Annotated in this window: 19 protein-coding genes and 1 pseudogene; 10 read left to right on the top strand and 10 right to left on the bottom strand. The window is 74.1% G+C overall.

Annotated elements, in window-relative coordinates; translation table 11 throughout:
• Positions 1–619: pseudogene (locus HTZ82_RS20915) on the top strand (PAS domain protein); the annotation flags it as partial.
• A gap of 73 nt (positions 620–692) precedes the next feature.
• On the opposite strand, the gene HTZ82_RS20910 reads toward HTZ82_RS20915, so the two are convergent.
• Positions 693–1484, bottom strand: coding sequence for an RNA polymerase sigma factor SigF (locus HTZ82_RS20910; protein WP_175410971.1), 792 nt, complete (start codon positions 1482–1484; stop codon positions 693–695).
• A gap of 363 nt (positions 1485–1847) precedes the next feature.
• Positions 1848–2180 (bottom strand): hypothetical protein, encoded by a 333-nt coding sequence (locus HTZ82_RS20905; protein ID WP_175410970.1) that lies wholly within the window; start codon positions 2178–2180, stop codon positions 1848–1850.
• Between the two features lie 166 nt (positions 2181–2346).
• On the opposite strand from HTZ82_RS20905, the gene HTZ82_RS20900 reads away from it, so the two are divergent.
• From HTZ82_RS20900 to HTZ82_RS20890, 3 genes are read left to right on the top strand one after another with little or no spacing between them, the layout of a single operon-like run.
• A complete protein-coding gene (locus HTZ82_RS20900) occupies positions 2347–2718 on the top strand; it encodes a DUF2795 domain-containing protein (RefSeq protein WP_175410969.1) in 372 nt (123 codons plus the stop codon).
• Positions 2719–2753: 35 nt separating this feature from the next.
• A complete protein-coding gene (locus HTZ82_RS20895; protein WP_175410968.1) occupies positions 2754–3182 on the top strand; it encodes a CBS domain-containing protein in 429 nt (142 codons plus the stop codon).
• A gap of 45 nt (positions 3183–3227) precedes the next feature.
• Complete coding sequence (locus tag HTZ82_RS20890; RefSeq protein WP_175410967.1) at positions 3228–3788, top strand: type 1 glutamine amidotransferase domain-containing protein; 561 nt, start codon at positions 3228–3230, stop codon at positions 3786–3788.
• Positions 3789–3807: 19 nt separating this feature from the next.
• Here the strand turns inward: HTZ82_RS20890 and HTZ82_RS20885 are convergent, their stop codons facing one another.
• Positions 3808–4383: a TIGR03086 family metal-binding protein gene (locus tag HTZ82_RS20885; RefSeq protein WP_175410966.1), complete on the bottom strand. Its 576-nt coding sequence runs from the start codon at positions 4381–4383 to the stop codon at positions 3808–3810.
• 242 nt (positions 4384–4625) lie between these two features.
• Between HTZ82_RS20885 and HTZ82_RS20880 the strand changes: the two genes are divergently transcribed.
• A complete protein-coding gene (locus HTZ82_RS20880; RefSeq protein ID WP_175410965.1) occupies positions 4626–5795 on the top strand; it encodes a Vms1/Ankzf1 family peptidyl-tRNA hydrolase in 1170 nt (389 codons plus the stop codon).
• 13 nt (positions 5796–5808) lie between these two features.
• Here the strand turns inward: HTZ82_RS20880 and HTZ82_RS20875 are convergent, their stop codons facing one another.
• Positions 5809–6735 carry a cation diffusion facilitator family transporter gene (locus HTZ82_RS20875; RefSeq protein ID WP_175410964.1) on the bottom strand — a complete coding sequence of 309 codons (927 nt, stop codon included), beginning with the start codon at positions 6733–6735 and terminating at the stop codon, positions 5809–5811.
• A gap of 86 nt (positions 6736–6821) precedes the next feature.
• Between HTZ82_RS20875 and HTZ82_RS20870 the strand changes: the two genes are divergently transcribed.
• A complete protein-coding gene (locus HTZ82_RS20870) occupies positions 6822–6992 on the top strand; it encodes a hydrophobic protein (protein ID WP_175410963.1) in 171 nt (56 codons plus the stop codon).
• 98 nt (positions 6993–7090) lie between these two features.
• Here HTZ82_RS20870 and HTZ82_RS20865 read toward each other — a convergent pair whose 3' ends face one another.
• The 3 genes from HTZ82_RS20865 to HTZ82_RS20855 form a co-directional block, all read right to left on the bottom strand.
• Positions 7091–8935, bottom strand: coding sequence for a transketolase (locus tag HTZ82_RS20865; protein ID WP_175410962.1), 1845 nt, complete (start codon positions 8933–8935; stop codon positions 7091–7093).
• Positions 8936–8943: 8 nt separating this feature from the next.
• Positions 8944–10299, bottom strand: a complete 1356-nt coding sequence (locus HTZ82_RS20860; RefSeq protein WP_309235595.1) for an NAD(P)/FAD-dependent oxidoreductase — start codon at positions 10297–10299, stop codon at positions 8944–8946.
• Positions 10300–10371: 72 nt separating this feature from the next.
• On the bottom strand, positions 10372–10731 hold the full coding sequence (locus HTZ82_RS20855; RefSeq protein ID WP_175410961.1) for a hypothetical protein: 360 nt from the start codon (positions 10729–10731) through the stop codon (positions 10372–10374).
• A gap of 137 nt (positions 10732–10868) precedes the next feature.
• On the opposite strand from HTZ82_RS20855, the gene HTZ82_RS20850 reads away from it, so the two are divergent.
• The gene (locus HTZ82_RS20850; protein WP_175410960.1) at positions 10869–11672 is read left to right on the top strand and encodes a methyltransferase domain-containing protein; all 804 of its coding nucleotides are present in this window, start codon (positions 10869–10871) and stop codon (positions 11670–11672) included.
• A 25-nt stretch (positions 11673–11697) separates the two neighbouring features.
• Positions 11698–12048, top strand: a complete 351-nt coding sequence (locus HTZ82_RS20845) for a VOC family protein (RefSeq protein ID WP_175410959.1) — start codon at positions 11698–11700, stop codon at positions 12046–12048.
• A gap of 35 nt (positions 12049–12083) precedes the next feature.
• Here the strand turns inward: HTZ82_RS20845 and HTZ82_RS20840 are convergent, their stop codons facing one another.
• Both HTZ82_RS20840 and HTZ82_RS20835 read right to left on the bottom strand, forming a co-directional pair.
• Entirely contained in the window at positions 12084–12668 is a 585-nt protein-coding gene (locus tag HTZ82_RS20840) for a GNAT family N-acetyltransferase (protein ID WP_175410958.1), read from the bottom strand.
• Positions 12669–12699: 31 nt separating this feature from the next.
• Positions 12700–14169 (bottom strand): MFS transporter, encoded by a 1470-nt coding sequence (locus HTZ82_RS20835; protein ID WP_175410957.1) that lies wholly within the window; start codon positions 14167–14169, stop codon positions 12700–12702.
• 186 nt (positions 14170–14355) lie between these two features.
• Here HTZ82_RS20835 and HTZ82_RS20830 point away from each other — a divergent pair, with 186 nt between their 5' ends.
• Positions 14356–15102, top strand: coding sequence for a GntR family transcriptional regulator (locus HTZ82_RS20830; protein WP_175410956.1), 747 nt, complete (start codon positions 14356–14358; stop codon positions 15100–15102).
• Between the two features lie 123 nt (positions 15103–15225).
• A complete protein-coding gene (locus HTZ82_RS20825; RefSeq protein ID WP_175410955.1) occupies positions 15226–16323 on the top strand; it encodes an adenosine deaminase in 1098 nt (365 codons plus the stop codon).
• Positions 16324–16330: 7 nt separating this feature from the next.
• Here the strand turns inward: HTZ82_RS20825 and HTZ82_RS20820 are convergent, their stop codons facing one another.
• On the bottom strand, positions 16331–17257 hold the full coding sequence (locus tag HTZ82_RS20820) for an LD-carboxypeptidase (RefSeq protein WP_175410974.1): 927 nt from the start codon (positions 17255–17257) through the stop codon (positions 16331–16333).
• Positions 17258–17421 lie beyond the last annotated feature (164 nt).

Genomic DNA, 17421 nt, shown 5'->3' with positions numbered 1-17421 from the left:
CGCACCGGACCTGGCGCAGGCCGCGGAGCGTGCCCGCACGCTGGACCTGGTGGACGCGGTCGCGGCGGCCCTGCTGCGCGGCGCGCCGGGCGACCCGGGGGCGGCCATGGAGGCGGCCGCGCGGGTGCTGCACGGGCGGTTCGCGGACTGGGCGATCGGCGATGTGACGGCGTCCGGCGGGCGGCCGGCCAGGCGCCTGGTGGTGCTGGGCCCGGAGGGCGCCGACGACCTGGCCGACGCGGTGGCGCGGCAGGACCCGGCGGGGTGCCCCCTGGTGGCGGAGGTCGCGGCGGCCGGCTCGGCCTCGCTCCAGGTACGCCCCGACGACACCCTGGCGCTGGGTACGGATCCGGCGGGCGCGTCCGTCCTCGTACGCGCCGACGTCACCTCACTCCTGTGCCTTCCGCTCCCGGCCGAGCCTGCGGCGGGCGCCGAGTCCCCCGAGGTCCTGGGCGTCCTGACCCTCCTGCGCACCGGCGCACGCCGCGCCTTCTCCATGGCCGAGGCCCAGGCGGCGGACGTCGTCGCCCGCCACACGGCCCTGGCCATGCGCCGCCCGAGGGCGGCGGCGCATGCCCGAACTGGGGGCTCCGCCCCCAGGCCCCCGTATCGGGCCTGAACGGCCCTCGTCCTCAATCGCCGGACGGGCTCAAAATGAGCCCCTCCGGCGATTGAGGAACGGGCGGGCCGGCTCAGGCGGCGTCGCGCATGATGTCCTCGCGGAGGCGGGTGCAGCAGCGGCTTATCAGGCGGCTGACGTGCATCTGCGAGATGCCGAGGTCCTCGGCGATGCTGCTCTGCGTCATGTCGCGGAAGAACCGCATGTACAGGATCCTCTGCTCGCGCTCCGGCAGCTTCTGGAGCCGCGGCTTGACCGCCTCGCGGTCGACGACGACGTCGAGCGCCGGGTCGGGGCCGCCGAGGGCGTCGACGAGCGTGTATCCGTCTTCCGTGCCGGGCAGTTCGGCGTCCAGGGACAGGGCGGTGAAGCTGTCGAGGGCTTCGAGCCCGGCGATGGCTTCCTCCTCCGTCATCCCGGCCTTCTTCGCTATCTCGGAGACGGTCGGCGCCCGGCCGCCCACCGAGTGGGACAGCTCCTGGTACGCGACCCGGACCCGGCCGCGCAGGTCCTGGACGCGGCGCGGCACGTGCAGGGTCCACATGTGGTCGCGGAAGTGGCGTTTGATCTCACCGGTGATCGTCGGCACGGCGAAGCTCTCGAAGGCGGCACCGCGCGTGGGGTCGTACCGGTCGACGGCCTTGACCAGGCCGAGCGCGGCGACCTGCTTCAGATCCTCCAGCGACTCGCCACGGTTGCGGAACCGGCCCGCGAGCCGGTCCGCCATGGGGAGCCAGGCACGCACGATGTCCTGGCGGACGGTGTCCCGTTCCTTGCCGGGCGGCAGGGTCGCGAGGCGTTCGAACGCCTCGGCGGTGTCAGGGGCGTCGTCGTGCGGATGCTTCGTCTGAGCGAGGGTTCGCATTCGTTTCAGCTCCTCGAACGGCGCTGATGGTTGGCTGGTCACCCCGGGAAGCGCCGCCCCGACCGGGCAGGGACACGCCCGGAGCGGGAGCCGCTCCCACGGACGTGCCTCCGGTCCGAAGCACGAGGTGCGCCTGCCCGGGGACCGCGGTGGCAAACGCCTGATTCCACTCTCCGCGCGTTCCGCCGGTACGGCTTCCGGGGGAGGGCGCACAACGCCGCGTACTCGCCGGTAGAACCGGCGAGCCGGGGGTGGCGGGCATGCGGAAACCGCAGGTGGGTGAGGGTGTCGCGGAGGCCGTCCCGAGCACGGGCGGGGAGCCGTGGGATTGGGCTGTCCGGGTGAGAAGCGGTACGCGTGCGACTACGCGGCGTCGGCGCTCCGGCGGCCGGGCCCGGCCGGCTCGGCGGGGGTGGCTGCGGCAGGGCCGGCGGCCGCGTCCAGGAGGGTCGCGGGCGGTGCGGTGTCCGGCGGCGGCCGGTCCTCGAGGTGGTCCGAGAAGGCCGGCGCCTCGGGCTCCGGGCGCGGGTCCGGCTCGGTCGCCTCGTCCAGGACGTCGAGGTCGGTCACCTGCTCAAGGGCGTCCAGGGGGTCGGCGAGCGGCAGGACCAGATCCTCGTAGAACGCCATGGCCAGGACGCCGCACAGCATCGCGGGCGGCAACAGCAGGAGGACCAGTACGGAGATGAGATCCATCAACCCGTCCCTTCCGTCCGGAAACCGCCCGAAATCGAAGCGGCGAGTCCCCTGCACCGGCCTCCTCAAACCAGCGGCGGCACCCGCGGCCGTCCCGTCCGGGTTTGTGGCGGCCCGGCCGGGTACCCGCCCGGCGACCGACACACGCGGCACCGCGGAGGGCGCCATGCAGCGAGGCAGTGATCGGCTGAGCCGCCATCACGACGACGAGATGAAGCACCAGCTCCAGGGGCTGCTCCGGTCCGGTCACCCGACCAGGGCCGAGGAATGGCACGACCCGGAGCCGCTCGCGGACGACGACCCGGAGCTGGTCGTCTCCGGCGGCCGTGCCCCGTCCGACGCGTTCGAGGCGCTGCGCCTCGAACTGGCCCGGCACCTCGCACGGACACCGTTCCCGGCACACCGGGGCGACCTGCTGCGCGTGCTGCGCGAGCGGCACGCACCCGACCCGCTCACCGAGCGGGTGGAGGAACTGCCCGGTGACCGCACGTACCGCAGCGTGCAGGACGTCGCCAAGGCCCTGCACCGGCCGCGGTGAACCGGGGGGAGCCCGGAGGGAGGAGACGTACCGCCATGGCTCAGCTCGTACGAGAGGTCATGACAGCCGGCGTGGCCGCCGTCAGGCCCGACGCCTCGCTGGTCGAGGCGGCCCAGCTCATGCGGGCCCAGGACATCGGTGACGTCCTGGTCGCCGACGGGGACCTGCTGGTGGGCGTGGTCACGGACCGCGACATCACGCTGCGCGCGGTCGCCGAGGGCGCCGACCCGCTGACGGTGAACGCGCAGACCGTGTGCACCCCCGACCCCGTGTGCGTGGCGCCGGACGACGAGGTCTCGACCGCCGTGGAGCTCATGCGGCGGCACGCGGTGCGGCGGCTGCCCGTCGTCGAGGACGGCAGGCCGCTGGGTGTGGTGAGCCTCGGGGACCTGGCGATCTCCGAGGACCCGGACTCGGCCCTGGCCGACATCAGCCGCGCCGCGCCGAACACGGAGCCGGACTGAGATCCGCCCAGGAATGAGACCAGCTCAGGAGGAGGGAGCGACATCGTGCGCATCGCGTTTCTCGTGGCGCCGGAGGGCGTCGAACAAGTCGAACTCACCAAGCCCTGGCAGGCCGTGACGGACGGCGGCGACTCGCCCGTCCTCCTCTCGACCAAGTCGGGGCGGATCCAGGCGTTCCACCACCTGGACAAGGCCGACACCTTCCCCGTCGACCGGACCGTGCGGGAGACGTCCGCGGACGACTACGACGGACTCGTCCTGCCCGGCGGCGTCGCCAACCCGGACTTCCTGCGGATGGACCAGAAGGCCGTCGCGTTCGTCCGCGACTTCTTCGACCGCGGCAAGCCGGTGGCGTCGATCTGCCACGGGCCGTGGACGCTGGTCGAGGCCGACGTCGTACGCGGCCGGACCCTCACGTCCTGGCCCAGCCTGCGGACGGACATCCGCAACGCGGGCGGCGAGTGGGTCGACGAGGAGGTACGGATCTGCCAGGCGGGCCCGAACACCCTCGTCACCAGCCGTAAGCCGGCCGACCTCAAGGCCTTCTGCGCGGCCTTCACGGCGGAGTTCCGCAAAGCCTCGTCGCAGGCGAAGAGCGCGGCGTAGGGCCCCGTCCCGACCGGGCCTAAGGCCTTCGGCCCAGCATCGACAGGAGCTTCGTCTGCGCGTCCGCGTCCCGCGGGGGTTCGACGGGCGGGCCGAAGTAGCCGCTGGCGGCCAGCGCGTCCGCGTACGGCGTGAACTCCTGGAGCGCGAAGTCGACAAGGCCCGTCGGGAGGCGTTCGTCCGCGCCGATGGCCCGGGACAGGTCCCATGCGTGGACGACGGTGTCCGCGACCATCTGGGAGCAGTACGCCGTCGCGGCCGTGTCGCCGGACGAGAGGTTCACCGTACGGTCCAGCGCGCCCTTCTCGCGGAAGGCGTCCCGCGCGCCGGCCATGGCGCGGTCCCAGGTGGCGACCGGGTCGTCGCCGAGGACGTCGCCGTCGTACGCGTCGCCGACCTCCTTGACGGTGCGGCCCTCGCGGACGAGGTCGACGACCCAGAGCTGCTCACCGGTGAGGTGGTTGACCAGGTCCCGTACGGACCACTCGGTGCACGGCGTGGGGTCGTCCCACTGGTCGTCCCGGATCGCGTGGACGCGCGACGAGAACAGGTCGAGCGCCTCGGCGTGCCGGTCGAGGAGCGGGCTGCCGGACATGAGTCACCTCCGGGTGATCCAGGATCTGAGGGATCCAGTGGTCTGGATCCGGGTGGTTCCGGGTGGTTCCGGGTGGTCCGGATCCAGGTGATCTGGATCCGGCTCGTCCGCGGGCGGGTGCGGGCGGTGCCCGTTCCACTCTCCCCGTACCGCCCCCGCCACGCGACAGCAGAGGCCTGTGTGTCCGCCGAACGCCCGGGTACCCGTCGATGACGGACGTTCCGGCCTCCGGGAGGGAAGCCATGCAACTCGCCTTTCTGACCAGTCTTTACGACCGTCCCGGACCGTGGGCCAGCGTGTATCTGGACACGTCCCGGATGGACGAGTCCGCCCGCTGGCGGCGGGAGCTCCAGGCGCGGAACGCCTGCGACGAGCTCGCCGCGCTGGGCGGCGACGAGGCGACCGTGCGGGCCGTGTACCAGGCCCTGTCGGACTGGCCCCGGCCCGCGGCCGAGGCCGGGCGTGCGGTGTTCGCCGCGCACGGCGAGGTGGTCCTGGACCCGCCGCTGGCGGTGCGGCCCCCCGCGCCCGTGCAGGTGTACTGGTCGTCGCTGCCCCGGCTCGGCCCGCTGCTGGACCTGGCGGCGCAGGAGCCGGTGTGCCTGGTGGCGTACATCGACCGCACGGGTGCCGACCTGGAGCTGCGCAGCCCCATCGGGGCGATGCCGGCCGGCCAGGTCACGGGCAGCAAGCAGTGGCCGATGCACCGTACGGCGACGAACGCCTGGTCCGAACGCCACTTCCAGCTCAGCGTGGAGAACACCTGGGACGAGAACGCCGCCGAGATCGCCGACGCGCTCGCCGAGGCCCGGGAGCAGACCGGCGCCGATGTGATCGTGCTGGCCGGCGATCCGCGCGAGCGGCGGTCGGTGTACGAGCGGCTGCCGGCCGAGCTGCGGGCCATGGCCGTGGAGACCGAGCACGGCGGCCGTGCGGCGGGCGCCCGCCGGGAGCGGCTGGACGAGGACGTGGAGGCGGCCCGGCACGCGTTCATGCGGCGGACCGCCGAGGCCGAGATGGACCGGTTCCGCGCGGCCCGCGCCCCGGAGGGCGGCGCCGCCGCGGGTGCCGCCGCGGCGGAGGGCGTGCCGGCGCTGGTCGAGGCGGCGCGTGAACACCGGATCGCGGAGCTCCTGATCCGCCCCGAGGGCCCGGACGCGCACCGCCAGGTGTGGGTGGGCGCACGGCCCGACCAGGTGGCGGTACGGCGTACGGAGACCCAGTACCTGGGCGACACGGAACCGGTCCCGGCCCGCGCCGACGACGCCCTGCTCCGCTCGGCGCTGGCCGCCGGCGCGGAGGTGCTGCGCGTGCGCCCCGAGATGGACGACGAGCTCCCGGTCGGCGGCCTGGGCGCGCTGCTCCGCTGGCCCTACGACGAGCAGGAGACGGAGCCCGCGACCATGTCGTGACGCGCCGCGGGACCTACTCCTCGTCGTCCACCGGGGCTTCCGTGATGTCCAGGAAGACCTGGTCCGCCTCGGGCCAGTTGCGCCGCACCGCGCGTTTGATGCGTTCGCACACGATCTCGACCTCCTCGCTGTCGAGGCCGGGGACCAGGTCGACGCGGGCGGCCACGAGGGCCGAGTCCATGCCGAGGCGCATCGTCAGCAGCGCGGCCACGTTGTGGATCTCCGGCTGCGCGGCGAGGAGTTCGCGGATACGGCGGGCCAGGACGGGGTCCACCGCCTCACCGATGAGCTGCTCTCGGGCGTCGCGGCCGAGCCGGAAGGCCACGTACACCAGGAGCAGGCCGATGCCGAAGGACGCCGCGGCCTCCCACTCCACCTCGCCCGTGGCCAGGTGGAGGCTCATGCCGGCCATGGCGATGAGCACGCCGATCACCCCGGCGCTGTCCTCGGCGATGACGGTGCGCAGCGCCGGGTCGAGGCCGTCCGCGCGGCGGGCGCGCCGCTGGTACAGGGCCCGCAGCAGGGAGCTGCCGTCGGCGAGCAGCGCGACGCCCAGCACGGCGAGTCCCGCGACGTACGCGGACGTGGGCTCGCCGTACTGTCCGGCGAGCGCCTGGTAGCCCTGGAAGAAGGAGAAGCACCCGCCCATCACGAAGATCACGACGGCGGCCAGCAGCGACCAGAACCAGCGCTCCTTGCCGTACCCGAAGGGGTGACGGCGGTCGGCCGGACGGCGGCTGCGGCGGAGCGCGGCGAGCAGGAAGACCTCGTTGAGGGTGTCGGCCACCGAGTGCGCGGCCTCGGACAGCAGGGCAGGCGACGCGGCGACGAGACCGCCGACGGCCTTGGCGGCGGCGATGACCAGGTTCGCGCTGAGCGCGATCCACACGGTCAGCCGTGTGCGGCGGTCGGTCCGGCGCCGGGACTTCTGCGTGGTCACGTCACCCCCGGGGGCCGCGCCGTGGCCGCGGAAGGCGCGGTGTGCGGGCGCCGCGGGCGGGCACTCGGAGTGCGGAGGTGCACATCATGGTTGCCATCTTGCTGGTTCTGCTGCTGGCGGTCATCCTGTTCGGCGCCGGGTTCGCCTGGGACGTGCTGTGGTGGTTCGCCGTCGCGGTGCTGGTGATCTGGCTGCTCGGGTTCTTCTTCACGGGGCCCGCGGCAGGCGGTGGCCGCTCCCGCTGGTATCGGTGGTAGGACACGGCGCGGCGCGGCGCCCACGGGCACGGCACGGAGAACCGTCGCCCCGGCGCGCGCCGCGCACGCAGCCTCGTCCCGTCAGTGCACTCGTCCCGTCAGTGCGCCACCACCCGTTCCACGAGCAGCTTGACGGCCGCCGCGATGGCCTCCGCGTCGATCCCGGCCGCGTGGAGCTGCTCCTCCGGGGTCGCCGACGCGGGCATGTTCCGTACGGCGAGCCGTGCCGTACGGGGTGCCGGGCGCCCGTCCGCGAACGCCTCGGCGACCGCGTCGCCCAGGCCGCCCTCCGGGTGGTGGTCCTCGACGGTGAGGACGCAACCGGTCTGGCCCCCGGCGTCGTTGAGCGTGTCGACGTCCACCGGCTTGACCGAGTACAGGTCGATGACCCGCACCGGGATGCCGTCCGCGTCCAGCAGGTCGGCCGCCTTGAGCGCCTCGTGGACGGTGACGCCCGCCGCGACGACGGTGGCCTTGTCGTGGTCGTGGTGGCGCAGCACCTTGCTGCCGCCGACCGGGAACTCCTCGTCGGGCCCGTAGACGACGGGCGTGTCGCCGCGCGTGGTGCGCAGGTAGCGGATGCCGTCGAGGTCCGCCATGGCGGCGACCAGGCGGGCGGTCTGGTTGGCGTCGCACGGGTACAGGACGGTGCTGCCGTGCACGGCGCGGAACAGGCTCAGGTCCTCCAGGCCCATCTGGGACGGCCCGTCCTGCCCGATGGAGACGCCCGCGTGCGAGCCGACCAGGTTGACGCCGGCGCGGCCCACGGCGGCCATCCGCACGAAGTCGTGGGCGCGGGTGAGGAACGCCGCGAACGACGACGCGTACGGCACGTAGCCGCGCGCGGCCAGGCCGACGGCGGCGGCGACCATCTGCTGTTCCGCGATGTAGCACTCGAAGAACCGGTCGGGGTGGGCCTTCGCGAAGAACTCCGCGCGCGTGGAGTCGCTGACCTCCGCGTCGAGCGCGACGACCCGGCCGCGCGCGGAGCCGACCGCTTCGAGCGCGTGGCCGTACGCGGTGCGGGTGGCGACGCTGTCCCCGACGTCGTAGCGGGGCAGTTCGGGCGCGGTGTCCTCGACGGCGGGCAGCACCTTGCCCTCGGGCGGCGACTGGACGGCGACCCGGGTGTGGCGTACGCCGCCCAGCTCGGCGATCGCGGCGCCGGCGTCCGGCAGGGGCTTGCCGTGCCGGCCCTCGCGGTCCTCGACGGCCTCGACACCGCGGCCCTTGCGGGTGCGGGCGAGGATCGCGGTGGGCTGCCGGGTGGTGGAGCGGGCCTCGGCGTAGGCGGCGTCGACGGCCTGCACGTCGTGGCCGTCGACCTCGACGACGTGCCAGCCGAAGGCGTGCAGGCGGCGCGCGTACGCGTCGAGGTCGTGCTCGTGCCGCGTCGGCCCGCGCTGGCCGAGCCGGTTGACGTCCACGATGAGGGTGAGGTTGTCGAGGTGGTTGTACGCGGCGTGCTCCACGGCCTCCCACACGGAGCCCTCCGCCATCTCGCTGTCGCCCGACAGCACGTACACGCGGTACGGGAGGCGGTCGAGGCGCTGTCCGGCGAGGGCCATGCCGACGGCGACGGGCAGGCCCTGGCCGAGGGAGCCGGTGGCGACGTCCACCCAGGGGAGCCGCGGTGTGGGGTGCCCTTCGAGGCGGCTGCCGAGGGTGCGGTAGCCGAGCAGTTCGTCCTCGTCGATGGCGCCGGCGGCGCGGTACAGGGCGTAGAGGAGCGGGGAGGCGTGGCCCTTGGAGAGCACGAACCGGTCGTTGCCGGGGTGGTCGGGGTGGTCGAAGTCGTAGCGCAGGTGGTGGGCGAGGAGGACGGCGGCGAGGTCGGCGGCCGACATGGCGGACGTCGGGTGGCCCGAGCCCGCCGCGTCGGCGGCGCGTACCGCGTCGGCCCTCAACTGCTGGCCGAGGTCGGCGAGTTCCTCGTACTGCATGGCGTCGCTCACTCCTTACCTGCGGAGCCTTCAGGGCCGGGGCGGCCCGGGGCGTGGACGAGTTCGGGCGCACCGGTGTCGAGGGGGACCTGCCAGGAGCGGACCAGGCCGAGCTGGACGGCCTGCCGGGGCAGGGCGGCGTCGAGGAGCCAGTCGGCGGCGACCCGGACCCGGTTGCCGGGCATCGCGGCCAGGTGGTAGCCGCGGGTGACGGCACCGGCGAGGGGGCCGGACAGCGGGAGGCCGAGCGGGTTGGCGGCCGCCTTGACGCCGCCGAGGTCGACAGCGAAGCCGAGGTCGCCGTGGCGGTACGGGGCGGGGGTGCCGTGGCCGAGAGAGGCGGCGATGTTGCGGGCGGCGGTCCGGCCCTGCCGGGAGGCGTGCTGGGCGGTCATGGGCGTCAGTTCGCCGGGGCGCGTGAGGTCGGGGACGGCGGCGGCGTCGCCGCACGCGAAGACCTCCGGGTGGCCGGGCACGGTGAGTTCGGGGGTGACGACGAGCCTGCCCTTCTCGACGGGCAGGCCGAGTTCGGCGACGAGCGGGTCGGGGCGGACACCGACGCACCAGATCAGGGACCTGGTGGGGATGAAGTCGCCGTCGTCGAGCCGTACGCCCTCGGATGTCGACTCCTGTACGGAGGTGCCGGTGCGGATCTCCACGCCGCGGTCGCGCAGGATGCGGTCGGCGGTGGCGGCGAGCCGTTCGCCGAGGCCGGGCAGGACGCGCGGGGCGACGTCGACGAGCAGCCAGCGGGGCGTGAGCCGGCCGGCGGGTCCGGGCTGCTTGCGGGCGAGCGCGTCGGTGAACATCTTGCCGTGGGCGGCGACCTCGGTGCCGGTGTAGCCGGCGCCGACGACCACGAACGTGCAGCGGGCGGCCACCGCGGCCGGGTCGGTCTCGGTGGCGGCGAGCTCGGTCTGGCGGGTGATGTGGTCGCGCAGGTAGAGCGCCTCGGGCAGGCCCCGGAAGCCGGTGGCGTGCTCGGCGACACCGGGGATCGGGAGGAGTTTGCTGACGCTGCCGACGGCGACGAGCAGCCGGTCGTAGCGGATCTCGCCCGGCCTGCCCTCCGGGTCCGTGAAGTGGACGCCGCGGCCGTCAAGGTCGATGCGGTCGGCCTGGCCGAGCACCAGCCGTACGTGGCGGAGGGTGCCGGGCAGGGACACGGTCACGCGGCGGGGTTCGAGGATGCCGGCGGCGACCTGCGGGAGCAGCGGCAGATAGAGGAAGTAGTCGGTGGGGTTGAGCAGGACGGTCTCGGCGCGGCCGCGCAGGCTGCGGTCGAGTGCGCGGGCCGCCTGGTAGCCGGCGAAGCCGGCTCCGACGATCAGGACGCGCGGCGGTCGTCGCGGCGGGGTGGTCACAGGGCCTCCAGCGGGTGGGGCGGCGTGCGTGCGGGTGGGCGTGGGGTGCTGGGCGCCGGATGCGCGGTCGGCTCAGGCGCGGTGGTGCGGGGCCTCCGGGTCGGCGGGGGGCTCCGGCGGGGTCGCGGGGGCGGGGGCGGGCGGCTCGGGCGGGGTGGCGGGCGCCGGCTGCGCTTCCGCTCCGGGCTCGGCTTCCGGGCGGCCGGGCTCCACGTGGCCGGCCTCCGTGCGGGCGTGCTCCATGTGGGCGGGTTCGGCGCCCGGGACGGGGACGGGGCCCGGGCCGGTGTGCTCGGGGATGCGGTACGGCTGTTCGGTCGTACGGGTGGCCCGTCGCCGTACCACCGCGAGCAGCGCGGCCAGCAGCGCGCAGCCCAGCGCCGCGGCCGTCGCCCGTACCGACGGCCGGGACCGCGGGGTCTTCGTGTCCATGCGGCGGCGGGTACCCGGGCCTCCCCGCCCGTAACACCACCCCCGATGTCCACATGGCGAGAAACGCGTCTCGCTATTCAACACGACGGCGTACCGTTGCTGCCCTGCCCGGTCCCCGAATGAGACGGAGTACGGCGATGACAGACGCTGTCTACACCCATGGCCACCACGAGTCGGTGCTGCGCTCGCACCGCTGGCGTACGGCCGCGAACTCGGCGGCGTATCTGCTGGGCGAGCTGCGCCCGGGGCTCGACGTGCTGGACGTGGGCTGCGGCCCGGGCACGATCACCGCCGACCTGGCCGCCCTGGTCGCGCCGGGACACGTCACGGCGGTGGACGCGGCGGAGGGCGTCCTGGCACAGGCGCGGGACGCGGCGGCCGGACGCGCCCTGGACAACGTGGAGTTCGCTGTGGCGGACATCCATGCCCTGGCGTACGCGGATGACTCGTTCCATGTGGTCCACGCCCACCAGGTGCTCCAGCACGTGGGTGACCCGGTGCGGGCGCTGCGCGAGATGCGACGGGTGTGCCGCCCCGGCGGTGTGGTCGCGGTACGGGACAGCGATTACGCGGCGTTCTCGTGGTTCCCCGCGATCCCGGCGCTGGACGACTGGCAGCGGCTGTACCGCCGGGTCGCGCGGGCCAACGGCGGTGAGCCGGACGCCGGACGGCGGCTGCTGTCGTGGGCGCGGCAGGCGGGGTTCACGGACATCACGCCGAGCGCCGGTGTGTGGTGTTTCGCCACACCGGAGGAGCGGGCGTGGTGGAGCGGCCTGTGGGCGGACCGGACGACGGACTCCGTGTACGCGCGCCTGGCGGTGGAGGGCGGGCACACGACGCCGGAGCGCCTGGCGGCGATCGCCGCCGGCTGGCGGGAGTGGGGCGCGGACGAGGACGGATGGTTCCTGGTCCCGCACGGCGAGATCCTCTGCCGGGTGTGACGTTCCGCAACTACCCTTGCCCTACATGGAGATCCTCGGCACCACACTGCGCATCTGCGTCGACGACCTGGACACCTCGGTGACCTTCTACGAGCGGCTCACCGGCAGCAGGGCACTGCGGTTCGAGCGCGGCGGCGTCCACGCCGCCGCCGTCGGCTGTTTCCTGCTGATGAGCGGCCCCGAGGCGGAGCTGGCGGTGCTGCGCAAGGTGGCGGCGACGATCGCGGTGGAGGACGTGGACGCCGCGCACGCGACGCTGACGGAGGTCGGGGCGCAGGTGCTCGCGGGGCCGGTGGCGACGCCCGCGGGGCGGAACCTGATCGCGGTCCACCCGGACGGGTCGGTGTTCGAGTACGTGGACCGCCGCCACGGCTGAGCCGTACGCACCATACGCACCGTACGCACGTACGGCTACCGCCGCGCGGCGGTGCTCCCCGGCGGTGGTGGCAGCATCTCGGCCGTGATCGCCCAGCGTTCGTGGTCGCGCCAGGCCCCGTCGATGAAGAGCATCGCCGGGGAGAAGCCCTCCTTGCGGAATCCGGCGCGGCGCACGAGCGCGAGGGAAGCGGCGTTGCCGGGCTGGATGTTGGCTTCGAGGCGATGCAGTCCGAGGGGCCCGAAGGCGTGGCTCAGGACGAGTTCCAGGGCCTCGCTCATCAGACCGCGGCCCGCGGCGTGCGCGAACGCGCCGTATCCGAGCGCCCCGCTCAGGAAGGAGCCGCGCACGATGTTGTTGATGTTGACGAACCCGGCCACGGCGCCGCTTTCGCGGGCGCAGACGAGGTAGCCGGCGCGGTCCGGGGCCTCGATGAGGGCCCGGGCGTAGCCGGCGTACGCGTCGGCGGTGTCGGGCGGGAAGAGCCAGGGCCGGTGGAGGCCCCGGCTCTCGCGGGCGCGGGCGGTGAACTCGTCGGCGTCCTCGTACCGGAACGGCCGCACACCCACCCGCCTGCCTTCGGCGAGGTAGGCGGGGGGCGTGCCGCGGTGATCGTCCATACGGCCAGCCTAGAAGCGGGCCCGGCCGGTCTCAGTGGTGGGTGACGATCAGCGGCCGGTCCTCGTCGGCGGCGGCGTCCGCCTCCTGCTCCTGCTGCGGGCGCTGGATGAGCAGGGCGGTGATCACGCCGATGCCGAGGAGCGCGAGCGCGGTGTACATGGCGTTCCGGTAGCCGGCCTCGGTGACGCCCTGGGCGTCGCTGCCCGCGGTGATCATCGCGGAGGCGAGGGCGATGCCGAGGGACGCGCCGATGCCGAAGCAGGCGCCGTTGAGTCCGGAGAGCGAGCCGGGCTTGTCCTTGGGCGCGGTGGTGACGGCGAGGCCGTTGAGGCCGGTGAGCATGAAACCGCCGTACGTGACACCGAGCGCGGCGAGGGCGGCGACGAGGATCCACTCGCTGTGCAGGAACAGCGTGGCGACCAGGAAGATCGCGAAGTTGGCGATCGCACCGGTGACGACGATCCTCCGCCAGCCGACCTTGGGGCCGAGGCGGCCGGTGAGCGGCGCCGAGATCACACCGATGAGCTGGATCGGGGTGAGGAACAGGACCGCGGCGGTCACCGCCGACAGTCCGAGGCCGACCCGGGCGTCCTGCGAGAACAGCGGGATGGTCAGGGCGATGGCGCCGAACGCGCCGCCGAGCGTGCAGATCGTGGTGATGAGCAGCGGCCAGGCGCGGCGCGAGGCCAGCACGTCGAGGTCGATGACCGGGTTCGGGGCGCTCTTCTGCGACACGACGAAGAACGCCAGCGAGGCGAGGCCGCCGAGGAGGAAGCCCAGCGTGAGCGCGGAGGTCCAGCCCCAGGCGGCGCCCTGGGCGAGGCCGACGAGGATGCCGGTGAGGCCGAGGGCGAGGGCGGTGATGCCGCGCGCGTCGAACCGGGCGCCGGGCTCGGTGGTGGGCGGCACGTCGGGGACGTACCGGCGGACGCCGATGAGGCCGGCGACGGCGATGAGCGTGGAGCAGACGAAGATGCCGCGGAACCCGATGGTGTCGGCGATGTGGCCGCCCGCGATGGCGTCGACACCGGCCAGACCGCCGTTGACGGCGGTGATGATGCCCGCGGCCTTGCCGAAGCCGGCCGGTGTGAGCAGCTGGTTCAGGGTGAGGAAGGCGAGCGTGAACATCGCGGCGGACACGCCCTGGAGGACGCGGCCGGCGATGAAGACCTCGATGTTCGGGGCGAAGACGCACAGCACGTTGCCGACGATGAGGACGACCGCGCAGAGCAGCATCATCGGCTTGCGGCCGCGCTGGTCGCTGAGGCGGGCCAGCGTGACCTGGCCGATGGCGGCCATGAGGAAGAACAGCGTCTGGGAGAGCCCGGCGGCGGCCGTGGTGGTGCCGAGGCGCTCGATGACGTCGGGCAGCGCGGGGCTCAGCATCGTCGCGTTGATCTGGTAGCCGAGGACGGCAAGGACCATCGCGAAGAGCATGGGGCCCCGCCCCGCGAGGTCGGATTCGGCTCCGGAACGCGTCCGGCCGAGCGTGGTTGACATGTCGGCCCCTTTGCCTGGGATGTCATTTCGAGCGTGTGCGACGGCATCTCACCTTGTCAGACAAGTGCCACCAGGACACCTTCTGATCTACGCGCGTAAAACGTCAAGAGCTGCCGCTCCCGAATGGCTCACACTCGGGTAGCGTGCCGCTTGACCTGCTGACAAGTGAGGCGAGGAGGAGCAGCGGTGGTCAGCGCAGAGCGGCGGCGCCCGGTCGTGGTGCTGTACGAGCGGATCGCGGACGCCATCCACGCCGGCGTCTACCCGCCGGGCTCCACCCTGCCGTCCGAGCCCCGGCTCGCCGCCGAACTGGGCGTGAGCCGGCCCGCCCTGCGGGAGGCGCTGCTGCTGCTCCAGGAGGACGGGCTCCTGTCGGTACGGCGCGGGGTCGGCCGCACGGTCAACGACAGCCCGCCGCGGCGGGGCTTCGAGCACGTGCAGCCGCTGGAGGACCTGCTGGGCACGGGCGCGCCCGTCCGCGTACGGGCGCTGCTGCGCACCGTGGAGGAGCCGACCGACTTCACCACTCAGCACCTCCTCGCGCCGGCCAGGGCCGAGCTGCGGTTCTGGGAGTCGCTGCTGGTGGCGGAGGGCACGGCCGGGGCGCTGAGCCAGGAGTGGGCGGCGCCCGACGACGTACTGGCCCGCGTGCACACCGCCTTCGCGACCGCCCTGCGGGACGCGGCGGCCCCGGACCGTACGTCGATGCTGGCCGTCCTGACCGGCGCGTCGCGCGGCGTCCCGCTGGCCGGCCACAGCACCGTGACGGCGACACTCCTGGGCCAGCGCCGGGGCGAACAGCTCGGGCGCCCGGCGGACACGCCTGCGGTCCTGGTCACCCAGGTGATCCGCATCGGGGACACCCCGGTCCTGGCGGCCAAGCACATGCTGCCCACGGGGGCTCCGGCGCTGCCGCTGCTGCAGTCGAACTGACCGGGGCTCCGCCCCCAGCCCCCGAAGCGCACCTCGGGGCAGCGGGGGTTCGGGGACAGAGCCCCGGATTCGCCGGACACGGCCCAGGCGGCACCCGCCCCGCGTGTGCCCTACACTCCCGGCATGCACTTGTCTGACAACCTCGCTTCGTCGCTCCCCGTCGCCGACTGGATACGCCGGGCCCCCAAGGCCGTCCTCCACGACCACCTCGACGGCGGCCTGCGGCCCGCCACGATCATCGAGCTGGCCCGTGCCTGCGGGTACACCGCCCTGCCGACCGAGGACCCGGCGGCGCTCGCCGTGTGGTTCCGCGACGCCGCGGACTCCGGGTCGCTGGAGCGGTACCTGGAGACGTTCGCGCACACCTGCGCGGTCATGCAGACCCGCGAGGCGCTGTTCCGGGTCGCCGCCGAGTGCGCCGAGGACCTGGCGGCGGACGGTGTCGTCTACGCCGAGGTGCGGTACGCCCCCGAGCAGCACCTGGCGGCCGGGCTGACCCTGGACGAGGTCGTCGACGCCGTCAACGAGGGCTTCCGCGAGGGCGAGCGGCGCACCGGCGGGCGGATCACCGTCGGCACGCTGCTCACCGGCATGCGGCACACCGACCGCTCCCTGGAGATCGCGGAGCTGACCGTGGCCCACCGCGAGCGCGGCGTGGCCGGCTTCGACATCGCGGGCGGCGAGATCGGCAACCCGCCGGCCCGCCACCTCCCCGCCTTCCAGCACCTGAAGCGGCACAACTGCCACTTCACGATCCACGCGGGCGAGGCCGTCGGCGCCGAGTCGATCCACGAGGCCGTGCAGGTGTGCGGTGCCGAGCGCATCGGCCACGGTGTGCGCATCACCGACGACATCGCCGAGGACGGCACGCTGGGCCACCTCGCCGCGTACGTCCGCGACAACCGCATCGCCCTGGAGGTCTGCCCGACCTCCAACCTCCAGACGGGCGCCGCGAAGGACTACGCATCGCACCCGATCGACGAGCTGCGCCGGCTCGGCTTCCGCATCACCCTCAACACGGACAACCGGCTGGTCTCCGGCACCACCATGAGCGAGGAGTTCCAGCACATGGCGGACGCCTTCGGCTACGGCCCTGAGGTCTTCGAGGAGTTCACGGTCGCCGCCGTGGAGTCGGCGTTCCTGCCGCTCCCGGAGCGCCGCCGCATCATCGACGAGGTCGTACGCCCGGGGTACGCCGCGCTCCGGGCAGACAACGCCTGACCGGGCGTCACCGCAGCGCCGGTTCCTCCAGCGTCAGCGTCCCGGCGTCCGCGTCCAGGACCGCCGGGACGCCGAGCGGGACGGTGAGGGCCGGCGTCACGTGGCCGAAGCCGAGGTTCTCGACGACCGGGACGCCGAGGCCGCCCAGGCGGTCCCGCAGCACCTCGCGCACCGCCTCGTAGGGGCCGCAGCCCTCCCAGGAGCCGAGGGCGACGCCGGCGACACCGTCCAGCACGCCCGCGCGCAGGAGTTGGGTCAGCATCCGGTCGATGCGGTACGGCTCCTCCCCCACGTCCTCCAGCAGGAGCAGCGCCCCGCGCAGCGACGTACGGGCGTCCGGGGTGCCGAGGCCCGCCGTCAGCAGCGACAGGCAGCCCCCGGCGGTGACGCCCCGCGCGCGGCCCGGCACCAGAGGGCGGGCCGTGTCGCGGCCCAGCACCAGGGCGGACCCGGGGTCCATCAGCGTGGCCCGCAGCGCCTCCTGTGTGCCGGCGTCCTTGACGAAGGCGACGGCTCCCGTCATCGGGCCGTGCAGGGTCGCGAGGCCCAGGCGCCGCGCGAACGCCTCGTGCAGGGCGGTGGCGTCGCTGAAGCCGACGAACACCTTGGGCCCGGCGGCCCGCATCGCGTCCCAGTCCAGGTGGTCGACGACGCGCTGGGCGCCGTACCCGCCGCGTGCGGCGATCACCGCGGACACGTCCGGGTCGCACCAGGCGGCCTGGAGGTCCCGGGCGCGGTCCTCGTCCGTGCCCGCCAGGTAGCGGAAGGCGGGGTGCCGGTCCAGGGCGTGCGGCGTGGCCACGGGGTCGAGGTCCCAGCCGCGCAGGATGTCGAGCCCGGTCCGCAGCTGCTCCTCGGGCACGGGCCCGCTCGGTGCGGCGACGGCGACGCGCGCGCCGGGGCGCAGCCGCGCCGGCCGGGTCAGCGGCGTCAGGGGCTCCCGGGATTCCAGGGGCTCCAGGGGCTGAAGGCGCTCCAGCGGCTGCACGGACTCAGGGCGCTCCACGGACTGAAGGCGCTCCAGCGGCTCCAGCGGCTCCAGCGGCTCCAGCGGCTCCAGCGGCTCCAGCGGCTCCAGCGGCTGAACGGCCTCGCGTT

This window comes from Streptomyces sp. TRM64462 (genome assembly GCF_013362995.1).
Classification (GTDB): domain Bacteria; phylum Actinomycetota; class Actinomycetes; order Streptomycetales; family Streptomycetaceae; genus Streptomyces.
This window is presented reverse-complemented; position numbering and strand designations above follow the sequence as displayed.